The organism is Enterobacter sp. CFEC122 (assembly GCF_052983755.1).
This window is the reverse complement of the sequence record NZ_JBRIQR010000061.1, coordinates 1-14,733: the sequence shown is the minus strand read 5'-3', so window position 1 is coordinate 14,733 and position 14,733 is coordinate 1. Positions and strand designations below refer to the sequence as shown.

The following is a 14,733-nucleotide window of genomic DNA, read 5'->3' as shown; positions in this document are numbered from 1 at the left end:
GAAAAATATGGCATTTACCGCCGGCAGGCACATTTGACCTGCCGCTGACGCTCACGAGTCGGGCCAGGTGAGTTTAAATATCGAATGGTTTTGCGTTGATAAGGTATAGGTAACATCGCCACCATGCGCCAGCATGATGGCTTTTACCACCGACAAGCCCAAACCACAGCCTTCCGGGTTCAACTGTCTGGCGCCGTTATCGCGCTGAAAGGGCTGAAACAGGAAGTCATGAAACTCCCTGGGGATACCCGGTCCCCCATCCTGAATCAGGATAAAATTGCCTTTATCCGAAACACCATTTTTTACCGTGAGCTTGCGCGAGGTGGAATAGTGTAAGGCATTGTCAAATAAAACGGTCAGACACTGATTGATGCGTAAGGGATCGAATACGCACTGCTGCTCCCTCAGTTCAGTATGGACGGTAAATGCCTTACGGTTGAACTCGGGCATGAAGGTATCGAGCGCGTCCTGTATTGTCCCTTTCAGATCCGTTCTGGCCTGGTATAACGTGTATCCTGCCCCGCCATCCGAACTGATAACCCGGAGATCTTCAATCAGACGGGTTAATCCTTCCGTCTGTTTGAGGAGGTTAGTAAACAGCACCGGGTCCGGGGTAAACACCCCGTCAACCAGCCCCTGAAGCCTTCCGCGTAAAATGGTGACCGGGGTCCTGAGTTCATGCGCAATCGCAGCATTCCAGGATTTCCGCTGGATATCCAGCGTTTGCAGCTTTTCTGCCATTTCATTGAAATCCGTAACCAGGTGATTGATCTCTCCCAGCCGGGAACTGGCACAGAATGCCCTTGCGTCCAGATCGCCCTGAGAAATTTTTTTCAGGCTGGACGCGACCGCGTTTAGCGGGGTGAGTATTCGCGATGAAAGTTTGACCGTAAAGAATACGGCAATGATCAGGCTGATCGTTGTCGCGGTCCCAATCCATACCCAGTCCCACATCGTCATCTGCTCGTCATCGCCTGCAGCAGGGCCGCCGGGAAGATGATCCAGAATAAAGGAGTAAAAAAACCAGGAGCCCAGTATGGCGATGGCAATTATCGTAAACGTCAGCAACAGCATATACGTTAAGATCTGACGACTCAGGACAGACTCTTTATTCATTTCTTTTCCCCAAGCCGGTAACCCATGCCCCTGATGCTCTCGGGAACGCCATAAAGACCGGCCAGCTCCAGTTTTTTTCGCAGCTTGCTCATATGGCTGTCGACGGTTCTGTCGAGCGTATCGCCTTCCGGCAAACACGCGTTGAGCAACTCTTCACGGGAACAGACCTTGCGCGGATACCGCACCAGGTAAGAAAGCAATTTAAATTCGGTCGTCGTTAAGACCGGGGAGATAACCTCGGGCCCCGCAGTAACCTCCACGTAGAAATCATCCGGATAGACCGTAATGAATGGCGTTCTGAGCGGCAGGGCCCCCGCCTGCTGAAGCGCAGGCTTTGTTCTACGCAGCACCGCCTCAACCCGTGCGACAACTTCCGAAGGGTTGAAGGGTTTGATTACGTAATCATCCGCGCCGAGCCTCAGACCCATAAGTTTATCGACGTCCTGATCGAGAGCGGAAACCATAATGACGGGGACAGCGCTTTCATGGCGAAGCGTGGTAAGCACGCTCCAGCCGTCACACACGGGCAGGTGAATGTCCAGCAAGATGAGATCCGGTTTATGGAGGCGATTGAGCGTTATCGCCTGCTCGCCCTGCCTGGCCCTGAGCGTTTTCATTCCCGAACGCTCTAAGTAGCTCATCAGTATATCGGCGATTTCGTCTTCATCTTCAACAACAAGGATCAGCGTATTTTTGTTCATATTATCTCCGCGGGTGAAATCCCTTTAAGCACGCTATCAGATATCTTGAGCACAATAAGACACAGCCTCCGGGAAAAAGTGCCGTAGTCACGAAAATTTCCCGGTTGATTTAAATGCCCGGTTATTTCTCCACACAGCCTACACATTCAGTCAATAAAGACTCGACAATGTCCGTTCAAAATCACTAATGAGGCATAACGTGTTGTGCGTTGCGCGCTGCAAATTACCACTGTTTCTTAAAGATTTTATGAAGTTGGCTGAAATAATGAACATGGAACTTTCTAAATGTTTTTCTCCTAAAAAACTGGGTATATATTCTCTGTTTCTGCTGCTGTCGTGGGGATTACTTTATACCTGGCTGGTGCTGGTACACAGAATGGATGAGAAAGTCGCCTCAACGCTGCTCTCTTCACCCCTTATCTATGGCTGCATCGCATTGTCAGTGGTTTCTCTGGTCATACAAAATAAAGCCGGCGCGTTCATTGAGCTACTTATCATCGCCTTCTGGCTGATGGTGATTTTTGTTTATCTCATTATTACGTTCACCGTGCTGTTAAACGCGATGCCCGATATTGAGGATCTGATCTTTTACTATGAATGTTATTTGATCATTTTTTTTGGTGGAGCACCGCTGTACCTCATTATGAGAATGATCTGAGCCCTTGCTCCACACATCCTCCATAAACCGCCCACTTCCGCTAAACAGGTGCGCGGTAGACTTTCTACCTCACTCTTTTGCACAAAAAAACCAATGCCTCATTTTTTTATTGACCGCCCTATTTTCGCCTGGGTCGTGGCGCTGTTTATCGTCCTGACGGGTCTCCTGTCTATTCCTCGTTTGCCGGTTGCGCAGTATCCGGCGGTGGCACCGCCGGGCATCATTATTTCCGTCAGTTACCCGGGGGCCAGCCCCGATATCATGAATACGTCGGTGGTATCGTTAATCGAGCGCGAAATCTCTGGCGTAGATAATTTGCTCTACTTCGAATCATCCAGCGACACAACCGGTTCGGCATCGATTACCGTCACGTTTAAACCCGGCACGGACATCAAGCTGGCGCAGATGGATCTGCAGAACCAGATTAAGATCGTCGAGCCTCGTCTTCCTCAGGCGGTAAGACAAAACGGCATTAACGTCGAGGCCGCTAATTCTGGATTTTTAATGATGGTGGGGCTGAAGTCCACCAGCGGTCAATTCGAGGAAGCCGACTTAAGCGACTATTTTGCCCGAAACGTCAGTGACGAGCTTCGTCGCGTGCCCGGCGTAGGGAAAGTTCAGCTGTTTGGCGGCGAAAAAGCGCTGCGTATCTGGCTGGATCCGATGAAGCTCCACAGCTACGGCCTTTCGGTGAGCGATGTACTTACTGCTGTTGGCCAGCAAAATGCCCTGGTTTCGCCCGGCAAAACGGGAGATGAACCAGCATCTGCGGGACAAGGCGTAACGTATCCCATCACCGTGAAGGGGCAACTCACTTCGGTAGAGGCGTTCAGAAACATTACCCTGAAATCAGATGCATCGGGCGCGAGGCTGAAACTGTCCGACGTCGCGCGCGTTGAGTCCGGCCTGCAAAGTTACGCTTTCGGTATCCGCGAAAATGGCGTGCCCGCAACGGCGGCGGCAATCCAGCTGTCGCCGGGTGCCAACGCAATGAGTACAGCTTCAGGCGTACGCGCGCGCATCGACGAGCTTTCCCAGGTGTTACCGGAAGGAATGGCGTTTACGGTTCCCTTCGATACCGCGCCGTTTGTGAAACTTTCTATCATGAAGGTGGTTCAGACATTTGTAGAAGCGATGGTGCTGGTCTTCCTGGTGATGCTTCTGTTTCTGCACAAGATACGCTGTACGCTTATCCCGGCGATTGTTGCTCCCGTCGCACTTCTTGGCACCTTCACGGTGATGTTATTGAGCGGATACTCCATCAATATTCTGACGATGTTCGGCATGGTGCTGGCAATAGGGATTATCGTTGATGATGCCATTGTGGTTGTGGAGAACGTCGAACGACTGATGGCGGAAAAAAGCCTCTCCCCACGGGACGCTACCCGGCAGGCCATGCAGGAGATCTCCCCGGCGATTATCGGGATCACGCTGGTGCTCACTGCCGTCTTTATCCCCATGGGGTTTGCTGAGGGTTCGGTCGGGATTATCTATCGACAATTTTGTATTTCTATGGCGGTCTCCATACTGCTGTCCGCGTTTCTGGCCCTGACGCTAACGCCTGCCCTGTGCGCAACGTTACTCAAGCCGCACAAGGCAGGAAAGAGCGGAAGTGGAAGGTTCGCGGCCAGGTTTAACGCGCGCTTCCGTTTGCTCACCGTCTGTTACGAAGCCGGGCTGGGTGCCGTTCTGAAGCGAACCGGGCGTATGCTGCTCCTTTACGTTGCGCTCTGCACGGCGCTGTTTGCTGGATTGTCTTCGCTACCGTCGTCCTTTCTGCCGGATGAAGATCAGGGCTACTTTATGTCCTCTATCCAGCTGCCTTCTGATGCCACGATGCAGCGCACCCTCAACGTGGTTAAAAAATTTGAAGCGGAAATTGCGGTCCGGCCGGACATTGAAAGCAACATTATGATCCTGGGGTTTGGCTTTTCAGGTTCAGGACCGAATTCGGCTATGGCCTTCACCACGCTGAAGGACTGGAAAAATCGGCAGGGCTCGACGGCTCAGGGTGAAGCCGACCACATACAGGCCAGCATGACGAACGTCACTGATGCCGTCACAATGAGCCTGCTCCCGCCGGCCATTTCGGATATGGGCACCTCCTCGGGCTTCACATGGTACGTTCAGGACAGAGCGGGAGCGGGCTATGAGGCTCTAAAGAGGGCCGCCGACGCGCTGGTTCAGCAGGCTAATCAACGCCCTGAACTCAGCGATGTCTATATAGACGGTCTGCCGGAAGGAACCAGCCTTGCGCTCCAGGTTGACCGGGAAAAGGCGGAAGCGATGGGCGTCTCATTCGATGATATCAACCAGACGCTCTCCGTCACCCAGGGCTCAAATTACGTCAACGACTATACGAACAACGGCCGCGTTCAACAGGTGATTATTCAGGCCGATGCCCCCTATCGAATGCAGCCCGAGCAGATACTGAAACTATCAGTGAAAAACCGGATGGGTGAGATGGTGCCGGTATCAACGTTTGCGACGATATCCTGGAACGTTGCGCCGCAGCAGTTGACGCGCTACCAGGGTTATTCTGCTATACGGATTACCGGAAGTGCGGCGTCAGGCGTATCCAGCGGCACCGCAATGAAGGCCATGGAGGGCTTGTCCAGGAGCCTGCCTCAGGGCATGGCGGGTGAGTGGGCCGGGAGTTCGCTACAGGAGATAAAATCGGAATCGCAGCTTCCGGGCCTGATCGCCCTGTCGATACTGGTCGTGTTTATGGTGCTCGCCGCCCTGTATGAGAGCTGGTCTATTCCTTTTGCGGTCATGCTGGTTGTTCCACTGGGCCTTATCGGCGCGGTGATAGCGGTGTTTGTTGCCGGCATGACCAATGACGTGTTCTTTAAGGTCGGTCTGATTACGCTCATCGGCCTGTCGGCCAAGAACGCCATTCTGATTGTGGAGTTTGCCAGGCAGCTGCATCGCGAAGGGCAACCCCTGCTGGCGGCGACCATTCATGCCGCCAGTCAGCGTCTGCGCCCCATTCTGATGACATCGTTAGCCTTTACCTTAGGAGTTGTTCCTCTGATGCTGGCCACCGGTGCGAGCGACAGTACGCAGCACGCCATCGGTACCGGCGTATTTGGCGGCATGATTAGCGGTACGCTTCTCGCGATCTTCTTCGTACCGGTTTTCTTTATCGTTATTGCGCGCTTCATCGGCAACATCAGGAAAGCGTGAACACCCTTGCGTGATCGCGCCTCCTCGCTGGTTGGATGAGGCGAAGCTGTTGCCGGGTGATATACTGGACGAATGCTGAAATTTCGCGCCCCCGCGAGTCCGCGGCGCATTCTTCGGGGCATGCGACTTCGGAGAAGTGCGAGAAATATCGTGACACAAAGGGCCGTGAGTGGGCTATAATTTCGAGCTAATTTCGAATGATTTTGAAATACTGCCTGTAACGCTATGAATTACAAGGCAAAATAAGCAATGAATATAAGGATTAAAGCTATGGGTTTTCTTTCCGGTAAGCGCATTCTGGTGACTGGCGTTGCCAGCAAACTGTCCATCGCATACGGCATCGCACAGGCAATGCATCGCGAAGGCGCTGAGCTGGCGTTCACCTACCAGAACGACAAGCTGAAAGGCCGTGTTGAAGAGTTTGCCGCGCAGCTGGGTTCCAGCATTGTTCTGGAATGTGACGTTGCACAAGACGAAAGCATCGACGGCATGTTTGCTGAACTGGCAAAAGCATGGCCGAAATTCGACGGTTTCGTTCACTCCATCGGCTTCGCGCCTGGTGACCAGCTGGACGGCGACTACGTGAACGCGGTAACCCGTGATGGCTTCAAAATCGCGCACGATATCAGCTCCTACAGCTTCGTTGCGATGGCTAAGTCCTGCCGCGCGATGCTGAACCCGGGCGCAGCCCTGCTGACCCTGTCCTACCTGGGCGCAGAACGTGCGATCCCTAACTACAACGTAATGGGTCTGGCTAAGGCGTCTCTGGAAGCCAACGTACGCTATATGGCGAACGCAATGGGTCCTGAAGGCGTGCGCGTTAACGCCATCTCTGCGGGTCCAATTCGCACCCTGGCCGCTTCCGGTATTAAAGATTTCCGTAAAATGCTGGCACACTGCGAAGCGGTTACCCCGATTCGTCGTACTGTTACCATTGAAGATGTGGGTAACTCTGCAGCATTCCTGTGCTCTGACCTTTCCGCGGGTATCTCCGGCGAAGTGGTTCACGTTGACGGCGGCTTCAACATCGCTGCAATGAACGAGCTGGAAATTAAATAAGCTGTGACTCTCTTCCCGCCCGGGAAGAGAGTATTTCCCCCCGCGTCACCCCTTCGTTATTCCGTTCTGCTATTTGTTATCACCTAACAATATTTTTCCCTTTATCTGCCTTACGCCAGGATATTGATCGCCATTTTGAGATCAAGGAACGCACATGGAACAACGCCGTTTTTCCGGCAAAGGCCACTGGTATCATGAAACCCAGTCAAACCACGCGCAGACGGATGTTCTGCCCCTGGTGCCCGAAGCCGCTAACGTCGACGATCGTTTTTTGCTCGATTTAGCCCTGCCTGATGAGATTGTCGCCGCCTGCTCTGGCTGGCTTACCCCTGCCAGAGCCTTATGCCACCAGCTGTTTCCGCTCTCAATTCCCGTGAACCGACTGCATACGCTCAGCGCTTACGATCGGCTCAGTACCGCGCTAACGGTCGCTCAGGCCTGCGGCGTTCAGCGGCTCTGTAACCACTACGCCGCCCTCCTCGCCCCGATTCCCGGCCCGGACTCCTCGCGCGAAAGCAACCGCCGCCTGGCACAGATCACCCAGTATGCCCGCCAGCTCGCCAGCTCGCCTGATGTCATTGATGATAAAGCCCGGAACCAGCTTGATGAGGTGGGCCTGTCCACGTACGACATCGTGGTGATTAACCAGATTATCGGCTTTATCGGTTTTCAGGCGCGCGTGGTCGCGATTTTTCAGGCGCTGTTGGGACACCCTGTTCGCTGGTTGCCGGGGCACCATATTCAGCCGCACACGCTTCCCGCGAGCCACGATGCGTGGATGCCGCTTTTACCCGTCGTCGAACTGCGCTACGCGAATGCGCATCAGCTGGAGTCCCTCTCCCGCTGGCAGGCCGAACCCGCGCTCGAGGCGTTGACGCCGGTGCTTTGTCATGAGCCGACGCTGCTCGACCTGACCGGAGAACTCCTGTTAAACAGCCGCGCAGAGATCCCGCAGACGTCACCCGCACTTTCGGCAGCGGTCGAACTGCTGACCCGCTCGCCGGACCGCTTCAGCGCCGCGCAGTTTACCCCGCTCACGGATCAAGGACTCCAGGGCGAATATGCCATCACGCTGCTTACCCAAAGTGCGTTTGATGGCTGGCTTAATCGTCTGAAAGTGGCGTTTGGTAAAGAGGAATAACCACACTCATTACCCAAAGACCGCTTGCTGAGACAGTGAGAATCGCGTAAAACTGTCAGCCGCTCAATGGCTACGAAAATAGAACATTATGTTTCAGGACAACCCGCTGCTAGCGCAGCTTAAACAGCAACTGCATTCCCAGACGCCGCGTGCAGAAGGGGTCGTAAAAGCCACGGAAAAGGGCTTTGGCTTCCTTGAAGTTGACGCGCAGAAAAGCTACTTCATTCCGCCACCGCAGATGAAGAAAGTGATGCATGGCGACCGCGTCATGGCCGTCATTCATACCGAAAAGGAACGTGAGTCCGCCGAGCCGGAAGAACTGATCGAACCGTTCCTGACCCGCTTTGTGGGCAAGGTGCAGCGAAAAGACGATCGTCTTTCTATCGTGCCGGATCATCCTCTGCTGAAAGATGCCATTCCCTGCCGCGCCGCCCGTGGCGTTGAGCATGATTTTAAAGAAGGTGACTGGGCCGTAGCAGAAATGCGCCGTCATCCTCTGAAAGGCGATCGCGGTTTTTATGCGGAACTGACCCAGTTCATTATCTTTGGCGCCGATCATTTCGTGCCATGGTGGGTTACGCTGGCACGCCACAATCTTGAAAAAGAAGCGCCGAACGGCGTGGCAACCGAGATGCAGGACGAAGGTCTGACGCGTCGCGATCTCACCGCGCTGGAGTTTGTCACCATCGACAGCGCCAGCACCGAAGATATGGACGATGCGCTGTACGCTGAAGAGAGCGCCGACGGCAAACTGCACCTGACCGTTGCCATTGCCGATCCCACCGCCTGGATTGTTGAAGGCAGCAAGCTTGACGAAACGGCGAAAATCCGTGCGTTCACGAACTACCTGCCGGGCTTCAACATCCCAATGCTGCCGCGTGAACTGTCAGACGATCTCTGCTCTCTGCGCCCAAATGAAGTGCGCCCGGTTCTCGCCTGCCGCATGACCATTGCCGCGGATGGCGCGATTGAAGACGATATCGAGTTCTTTGCTGCCACCATCGAGTCGAAAGCCAAGCTGGCCTACGATAACGTCTCCGACTGGCTGGAAAATACCGGTAGCTGGAAACCAGAATCAGACGCCATTGCCGCGCAGATCCGTCTGCTGCATCGCATCTGTCTGAACCGCGGCGAGTGGCGTCAAACCCATGCGCTGGTGTTCAAAGATCGCCCGGATTATCGCTTTGTTCTGGGTGAGAAAGGCGAAGTGCTGGATATCGTGGCCGAGCCGCGACGCATTGCGAACCGCATCGTTGAAGAAGCGATGATTTCCGCCAACATCTGTGCCGCACGCGTGCTGCGCGACAAGCTGGGCTTTGGTATTTACAACGTCCATACCGGCTTCGATCCGGCGAATACCGAAGCGCTGGCGGCCCTGCTGAAGAATCACGACGTGCACGTCGATCCGGAAGAAGTGCTGACCCTGCCGGGCTTCTGCAAGCTTCGCCGCGAACTGGACGCGCAGCCATCGGGCTTCCTGGACAGCCGCATTCGTCGCTTCCAGTCCTTCGCTGAAATCAGCACCGAGCCTGGCCCACACTTTGGTCTCGGCCTCGAAGCCTACGCGACCTGGACGTCACCGATCCGTAAGTATGGCGATATGGTTAACCACCGTCTGCTGAAAGCGATTATCAAAGGCGAAACCGTTGCCCGCCCTCAGGAGGAGACCACGCTGCAAATGGCCGATCGTCGCCGTCTGAACCGCATGGCAGAACGTGACGTTGGCGACTGGCTTTACGCGCGCTTCCTGCAGGATAAAGCCGGTACGGATACCCGTTTCGCCGCCGAGATCATTGATATCAGCCGCGGAGGAATGCGCGTCCGTCTGGTCGATAACGGTGCTGTCGCGTTTATTCCGGCGCCATTCCTGCATGCTGTTCGTGATGAAATGGTCTGTAGTCAGGAAAACGGTACGGTGCAAATTAAAGGTGAAACAGTTTACAAAGTCACCGACGTGATTGACGTCACTATCGCTGAAGTCCGTATGGAAACCCGCAGTATTATCGCGCGTCCTGTCGCCTGATAACCTGTTCAATTGTCGGTCATTTCCTTTCCGGAAAGGCCGACAATTTTTCTTTTTATCCCCGCCACAAAATCATTATTTTTTCTTACTATTTTCAGTCTCCCCTCGCCCAAATTCGCCATAATTATCTACAGTAAAAGAGTGTTGTTATATTCGGTTACGTGAATTTTTATACACTAAGTATCCTTTTAAATCTGACTCGTTTTATTATAAGAATTCAGGGAAAAACAATAAGTTCACTTCGGTTTTGCCGCTGCTTCTCAACGGAAAAGTCGACTGCAAATGAATAATTGGTGCGCTACTGAACAGCTGCGGGAGAAAACATGATGGACGATCTGGAGCAAAATTTGCTGTTTCGCTACATGGGAACCCACAGCCCATGGTGGCGCTTGTCAGCTGACAGCAACGCTCTGCACCTTGCCGCCAGTGAAAATGCCGATGTCACTCAGGTGATTGCGCTGGACGACGATCAGGCCGATCTCATCCGTCATTTAACCGTTATTACCTCCAGCATTTCCATGACGCTCTCGTTATTCGGGGAAGATGTCCCGGTTCACCTTGTGGGCCGTAAAATTACCCGTAACGAGTGGGCCGGTACGGCTTCCGCCTGGAACGATACGCCCTCCGTGGCGCGCGACCTGGCTCAGGGACTCTCTTTTGCGGAACAGGTGGTGTCAGAGGCTAACTCCGTGATTGTTATTCTCGATCAGAATGGCAATATTCAGCGTTTTAACCGGCTGAGCGAAGAGTATACCGGCCTCAAAGAGCAAGAAGTGATTGGCCAAAACGTGTTTAAGCTGTTTATGAGCCGCAGCGAAGCGGCTGCCTCAAAGCGCAATATTACCGGTTTCTTCCGCAACGGCAGCTCCTACGAAGTCGAACGCTGGATCAAAACGCGTAAAGGGCAACGACTGTTTCTGTTCAGAAACAAATTCGTTCACAGCGGCAGCGGTAAAAATGAAATTTTCCTTATCTGTTCCGGTACTGATATTACCGAGGAACGCCGCGCTCAGGAGCGGCTGCGCGTGCTGGCCAATACCGATACCATCACCGGCTTACCAAACCGCAATGCGATCCACGACCTGATCTCTGACGCCATCAGTCACCGCGGCGACACGCAGGTTGGCGTGGTGTATCTCGACCGGGATAACTTTAAAAAGGTCAACGACGCTTACGGGCATATGTTTGGCGATCAGCTGTTACAGGCTGTGGCGCTCGCCATTTTGAGCTGTCTGGATGAGGGACAGGTGCTGGCACGACTTGGCGGAGATGAGTTTATCGTCATGGCCACCCATACCTCTCAGGGTTCTCTGGAAGCGATGGCGTCGCGCATTTTAACCCGCCTGCGCCAGCCGTTCCGAATCGGCCTGATCGAAATTTACACCGGCTGTTCCCTGGGGATCGCCCTCGCCCCGCAGCACGGTAACGACCGGGAAAGCGTCATTCGTAACGCCGATACCGCCATGTACACCGCTAAAGAGAACGGCCGGGGCAAGTTCTGCGTCTTCTCGCCCGAGATGAACCAGCGCGTGTTTGAGTATCTCTGGCTGGATACCAACCTGCGTAAGGCGCTGGATAACGACCAGCTCCTGATCCACTACCAGCCTAAAATCACCTGGCGCGGAGAGGTCAGAAGTCTTGAAGCGTTGGTCCGCTGGCAATCGCCCGAACGCGGGTTGATCCCACCGCTGGAGTTTATCTCTTATGCCGAGGAGTCAGGGTTGATTGTGCCGCTGGGCCGCTGGGTGATGCTGGATGTGGTTCGCCAGGTGGCGAAATGGCGCGATAAGGGAATTAACCTGCGCGTGGCCGTGAACGTCTCTGCGCGTCAGCTGGCCGACCAGACTATCTTTAGCGACTTAAAGCAGGCGCTGAAGGATCTGAACTTTGAATACTGCCCGGTCGACGTCGAATTAACCGAAAGCTGTCTCATCGAGAACGAAGAGCTGGCGCTCTCAGTGATCCAACAGTTCAGCAGGCTGGGGGCGCAAATTCATCTCGACGATTTTGGTACCGGATACTCCTCCCTTTCTCAGCTGGCCCGCTTCCCTATTGACGCCATAAAACTCGATCAATCGTTCGTCAGGGATATTCATAAGCAGTCCATCTCCCAGTCTCTGGTGCGCGCCATCGTCGCGGTGGCGCAGGCGTTAAACCTGCAGGTGATTGCCGAAGGGGTCGAAAATGCAAAAGAAGACGCCTTTCTGACCAAGAACGGCGTCAACGAACGGCAGGGTTTTCTGTTTGCTAAGCCGATGCCCGCTGCCGCATTCGAGCGATGGCTAAAACGATATCAGTCGCGGAAACAGCATTAACTGGCTTTACGCAACCCCGCCGCGTGATGGCGGTTTTGCAGCATCACCAGACGTTCCATGTAGGCGATATCTTTCGGTTCCAGGCAGAAAGCCGCGTCCACCCAGTCTTCCGTGATGTCCATCAATTCACTGCGCGGCAATTGCAGAACGCGCGTACGGGCGCGCAGCATCGCTCTTACGCCATTCAGTTTTGGCCGTAGCGTGTCGATGAAGGTTCGTGTGGAGACATAGCTTTGTCCGGGTTCAAACAGGAGATCCACCAGGCCATGCTGTTCGTACCATTCCGCCGTATGGGATTCCCCCTTGTAGATGAGTTCCTCAGCCAGCTTCATTCCTGAACGGCGAGCTACCAGGGAATATCCCCCCATGCCCGGGAACAGGTTAAAAGCAATCTCGGGAAAACCTAAACGTGCATCGCGCTGCGCCAGAACGAAATGGTGCGCAAGAGCGGCCTCAAACCCGCCCCCTAACGCGCTGCCTTCGACCATGGCCAGCGAGATGGCCCCCGTATCAAACCCCCGGGAGGCCGCATGCACGCAATCGACACAGGCGCGCGCATAGGCCCGTAACGCTTCACGTCGACCGTGCTGAATGCACTCGACGAAAAACTGCAGGTCACCGCCCACATTGTACATCTCAGGCACCAGCGATCCGGTCACCCAAAAATCGACCGCAAAACCAGACTGGCGGACGAGCCATGAAAGGTTCATGATCTCCTCTATTAACGCATGGTTGAAGCAAGGACGTGGCTGAGCCCGCAACATCATCCAGACTGTATGTCGCTCTGCCTCATAATAGCCTGACAGCTGGGTGAACCGTTCAGTGTCGGTAAACAGTGTGCAGGTAGGCTGATTGATAACTGTCATAGTCTAATTCCTCTTATAAAAAAGCGCGTTGCGCGCAGTTTTAGACTAATCCACTCAATAAGCCCGCAGCATGAGGGGGAATAATTTTATCACTTCCGTTTATGTAATTTGGTTATTGCATTTTTTCCCTTCTCTTTTGAAGCCAATTTCTGCATCATTGAAAATATTAACTTTTCGCGCCTGGGGTGAGATTATGTCAACTATTGACGCACAAGCTGTAGCACAACGAATTGATACCGTGCTGGATATCCTGGTGGCGGGCGATTATCACTCTGCTATCCGTAATCTTGAGATCCTGAAGTCTGAACTTCTTGCTCAGAATGGCGCTGACGATGCGCCCGAAAACAGACAGCCAAAAGCGCCGTGGGAAGTTTAACCCCCACCGTTTCCGACCTCGTTTCGCTTTATTAAATGGATGCTATGAATTCCCGACAACAACTCATTTTGCAGATGGTCATCGATCAGGGACGCGTAAGCGTAGTCGATCTCGCTAAAACCACTGGCGTTTCTGAAGTCACCATCCGTCAGGATCTTAATCTGCTGGAAAAACAGAGCTACCTGCGTCGCGCGCACGGCTATGCGGTCCCGCTGGACAGTGATGACGTTGAGACGCGCATGATGAACAACTACGCGCTCAAACGTGAACTGGCGGAATTTGCTGCGTCCCTGGTGAACAACGGCGAGACCGTCTTTATTGAAAACGGCAGCAGTAATGCCCTTCTGGCGCGAACGCTTGCCGATCAAAAAGACGTTACCATTATCACCGTCAGCAGCTATATCGCGCATTTACTTAAAGAGACGCGCTGCGAGGTGATTCTGCTGGGCGGCATCTATCAGAAAAAAAGTGAAAGCATGGTTGGCCCGCTGACCCGTCAGTACGTCCAGCAGGTTCATTTCAGTAAGGCCTTTATCGGGATTGACGGCTGGCAGCCGGAGACAGGCTTTACCGGCCGGGATATGATGCGCTCTGACGTGGTGAATGCCGTACTGGAAAAAGAGTGCGAAGCCATTGTGCTCACCGACAGCTCTAAATTTGGTGCCGTTCACCCTTACACGATGGGTCCCGCTTCACGCTTTAGCCGCGTGATTACCGATGACCGTTTGAGCGAAGCGCATCGCAATAAACTCGAAGAGAGCGGTTTGATCGTCAATATTATTAAAGCCAGCGCCTGATTTCCCTCCGCGCCCGTATTTCGGGCGCACATGTCTTTCTCTGAGATGATTCTTAACCCTGCTTTAAGAGTTTTTACCTGTTTAACCTGCCCTAAAGTCGTAAAATTACTATTAGCGATATAACAGGAAGTGACTATCACCTGCGTGATGAAGTAACGCCTGCGCGACCAGCTTTCACGGGGAAAAGAATTAAGTATTCGATTAGTCTATACTTAACGTGTACATCTTTCCGTGAATCGATAATTCAGGAGAAAGTATTATGACCTTAACCAGCAAAAAATTAGCCGCCGCTGTTCTGGCAATCACTGTCGCTATGTCCCTAAGCGCATGCTCTAACTGGTCTAAACGTGACCGTAACACCGCGATTGGTGCCGGTGCCGGTGCTCTCGGTGGTGCAGTATTAACGGATGGTAGTACGCTGGGTACATTAGGTGGCGCTGCTGTCGGTGGTATTATCGGTCACCAGGTTGGCAAATAACTATTATCTAAGCC

12 protein-coding genes are annotated in these 14,733 nt (G+C 53.6%); 9 read left to right on the top strand and 3 right to left on the bottom strand.

Features of this window, described 5'->3' with window-relative positions; all coding sequences use genetic code 11:
- Positions 1 to 51: 51 nt before the first annotated feature.
- Both ACVCAM_RS24730 and ACVCAM_RS24725 read right to left on the bottom strand, forming a co-directional pair.
- The gene (locus tag ACVCAM_RS24730; protein WP_021240288.1) at positions 52 to 1,116 is read right to left on the bottom strand and encodes an ATP-binding protein; all 1,065 of its coding nucleotides are present in this window, start codon (positions 1,114 to 1,116) and stop codon (positions 52 to 54) included.
- The gene (locus tag ACVCAM_RS24725) at positions 1,113 to 1,817 is read right to left on the bottom strand and encodes a response regulator (protein ID WP_008501224.1); all 705 of its coding nucleotides are present in this window, start codon (positions 1,815 to 1,817) and stop codon (positions 1,113 to 1,115) included. The genes ACVCAM_RS24730 and ACVCAM_RS24725 overlap by 4 nt, the downstream gene beginning before the upstream one ends.
- A 271-nt stretch (positions 1,818 to 2,088) precedes the next feature.
- Here ACVCAM_RS24725 and crrC point away from each other — a divergent pair, with 271 nt between their 5' ends.
- From crrC to pdeR, 6 genes are all read left to right on the top strand, one after another.
- Positions 2,089 to 2,475: a colistin resistant protein CrrC gene (gene crrC, locus ACVCAM_RS24720; RefSeq protein WP_049121940.1), complete on the top strand. Its 387-nt coding sequence runs from the start codon at positions 2,089 to 2,091 to the stop codon at positions 2,473 to 2,475.
- A 93-nt stretch (positions 2,476 to 2,568) separates the two neighbouring features.
- Positions 2,569 to 5,664 (top strand): multidrug efflux RND transporter permease subunit, encoded by a 3,096-nt coding sequence (locus tag ACVCAM_RS24715; RefSeq protein ID WP_126348183.1) that lies wholly within the window; start codon positions 2,569 to 2,571, stop codon positions 5,662 to 5,664.
- Between the two features lie 270 nt (positions 5,665 to 5,934).
- Entirely contained in the window at positions 5,935 to 6,723 is a 789-nt protein-coding gene (fabI, locus tag ACVCAM_RS24710; RefSeq protein ID WP_003856831.1) for an enoyl-ACP reductase FabI, read from the top strand.
- 154 nt (positions 6,724 to 6,877) lie between these two features.
- A complete protein-coding gene (locus tag ACVCAM_RS24705; protein ID WP_447093725.1) occupies positions 6,878 to 7,864 on the top strand; it encodes a CMD domain-containing protein in 987 nt (328 codons plus the stop codon).
- A gap of 88 nt (positions 7,865 to 7,952) precedes the next feature.
- Complete coding sequence (locus ACVCAM_RS24700) at positions 7,953 to 9,887, top strand: exoribonuclease II (protein WP_407223428.1); 1,935 nt, start codon at positions 7,953 to 7,955, stop codon at positions 9,885 to 9,887.
- Between the two features lie 323 nt (positions 9,888 to 10,210).
- Positions 10,211 to 12,202, top strand: a complete 1,992-nt coding sequence (gene pdeR / locus ACVCAM_RS24695; RefSeq protein ID WP_447093724.1) for a cyclic di-GMP phosphodiesterase — start codon at positions 10,211 to 10,213, stop codon at positions 12,200 to 12,202.
- Here pdeR and ACVCAM_RS24690 read toward each other — a convergent pair.
- Entirely contained in the window at positions 12,199 to 13,068 is an 870-nt protein-coding gene (locus ACVCAM_RS24690) for a crotonase/enoyl-CoA hydratase family protein (protein ID WP_008501218.1), read from the bottom strand. The two genes, pdeR and ACVCAM_RS24690, sit on opposite strands and share 4 nt — an antisense overlap.
- 193 nt (positions 13,069 to 13,261) lie before the next feature.
- On the opposite strand from ACVCAM_RS24690, the gene ACVCAM_RS24685 reads away from it, so the two are divergent.
- The 3 genes from ACVCAM_RS24685 to osmB all read left to right on the top strand — a co-directional run bounded on the left by ACVCAM_RS24685 (position 13,262) and on the right by osmB (position 14,719).
- Complete coding sequence (locus tag ACVCAM_RS24685; RefSeq protein ID WP_021240294.1) at positions 13,262 to 13,444, top strand: YciZ family protein; 183 nt, start codon at positions 13,262 to 13,264, stop codon at positions 13,442 to 13,444.
- A gap of 44 nt (positions 13,445 to 13,488) precedes the next feature.
- Positions 13,489 to 14,241, top strand: a complete 753-nt coding sequence (gene yciT, locus ACVCAM_RS24680; RefSeq protein WP_021240295.1) for a DNA-binding transcriptional regulator YciT — start codon at positions 13,489 to 13,491, stop codon at positions 14,239 to 14,241.
- A 259-nt stretch (positions 14,242 to 14,500) separates the two neighbouring features.
- Positions 14,501 to 14,719: an osmotically-inducible lipoprotein OsmB gene (gene osmB, locus ACVCAM_RS24675; RefSeq protein WP_008501216.1), complete on the top strand. Its 219-nt coding sequence runs from the start codon at positions 14,501 to 14,503 to the stop codon at positions 14,717 to 14,719.
- Positions 14,720 to 14,733: the final 14 nt, after the last annotated feature.

What these genes read in the sequence shown, in the direction of transcription:
- ACVCAM_RS24730 (WP_021240288.1), bottom strand. Translation starts at nt 1,116, where the DNA reads ATGAATAAAGAGTCTGTCCTGAGTCGTCAGATCTTAACGTATATGCTG.
- ACVCAM_RS24725 (WP_008501224.1), bottom strand. Translation starts at nt 1,817, where the DNA reads ATGAACAAAAATACGCTGATCCTTGTTGTTGAAGATGAAGACGAAATC.
- crrC (WP_049121940.1), top strand. Translation starts at nt 2,089, where the DNA reads ATGGAACTTTCTAAATGTTTTTCTCCTAAAAAACTGGGTATATATTCT.
- ACVCAM_RS24715 (WP_126348183.1), top strand. Translation starts at nt 2,569, where the DNA reads ATGCCTCATTTTTTTATTGACCGCCCTATTTTCGCCTGGGTCGTGGCG.
- fabI (WP_003856831.1), top strand. Translation starts at nt 5,935, where the DNA reads ATGGGTTTTCTTTCCGGTAAGCGCATTCTGGTGACTGGCGTTGCCAGC.
- ACVCAM_RS24705 (WP_447093725.1), top strand. Translation starts at nt 6,878, where the DNA reads ATGGAACAACGCCGTTTTTCCGGCAAAGGCCACTGGTATCATGAAACC.
- ACVCAM_RS24700 (WP_407223428.1), top strand. Translation starts at nt 7,953, where the DNA reads ATGTTTCAGGACAACCCGCTGCTAGCGCAGCTTAAACAGCAACTGCAT.
- pdeR (WP_447093724.1), top strand. Translation starts at nt 10,211, where the DNA reads ATGATGGACGATCTGGAGCAAAATTTGCTGTTTCGCTACATGGGAACC.
- ACVCAM_RS24690 (WP_008501218.1), bottom strand. Translation starts at nt 13,068, where the DNA reads ATGACAGTTATCAATCAGCCTACCTGCACACTGTTTACCGACACTGAA.
- ACVCAM_RS24685 (WP_021240294.1), top strand. Translation starts at nt 13,262, where the DNA reads ATGTCAACTATTGACGCACAAGCTGTAGCACAACGAATTGATACCGTG.
- yciT (WP_021240295.1), top strand. Translation starts at nt 13,489, where the DNA reads ATGAATTCCCGACAACAACTCATTTTGCAGATGGTCATCGATCAGGGA.
- osmB (WP_008501216.1), top strand. Translation starts at nt 14,501, where the DNA reads ATGACCTTAACCAGCAAAAAATTAGCCGCCGCTGTTCTGGCAATCACT.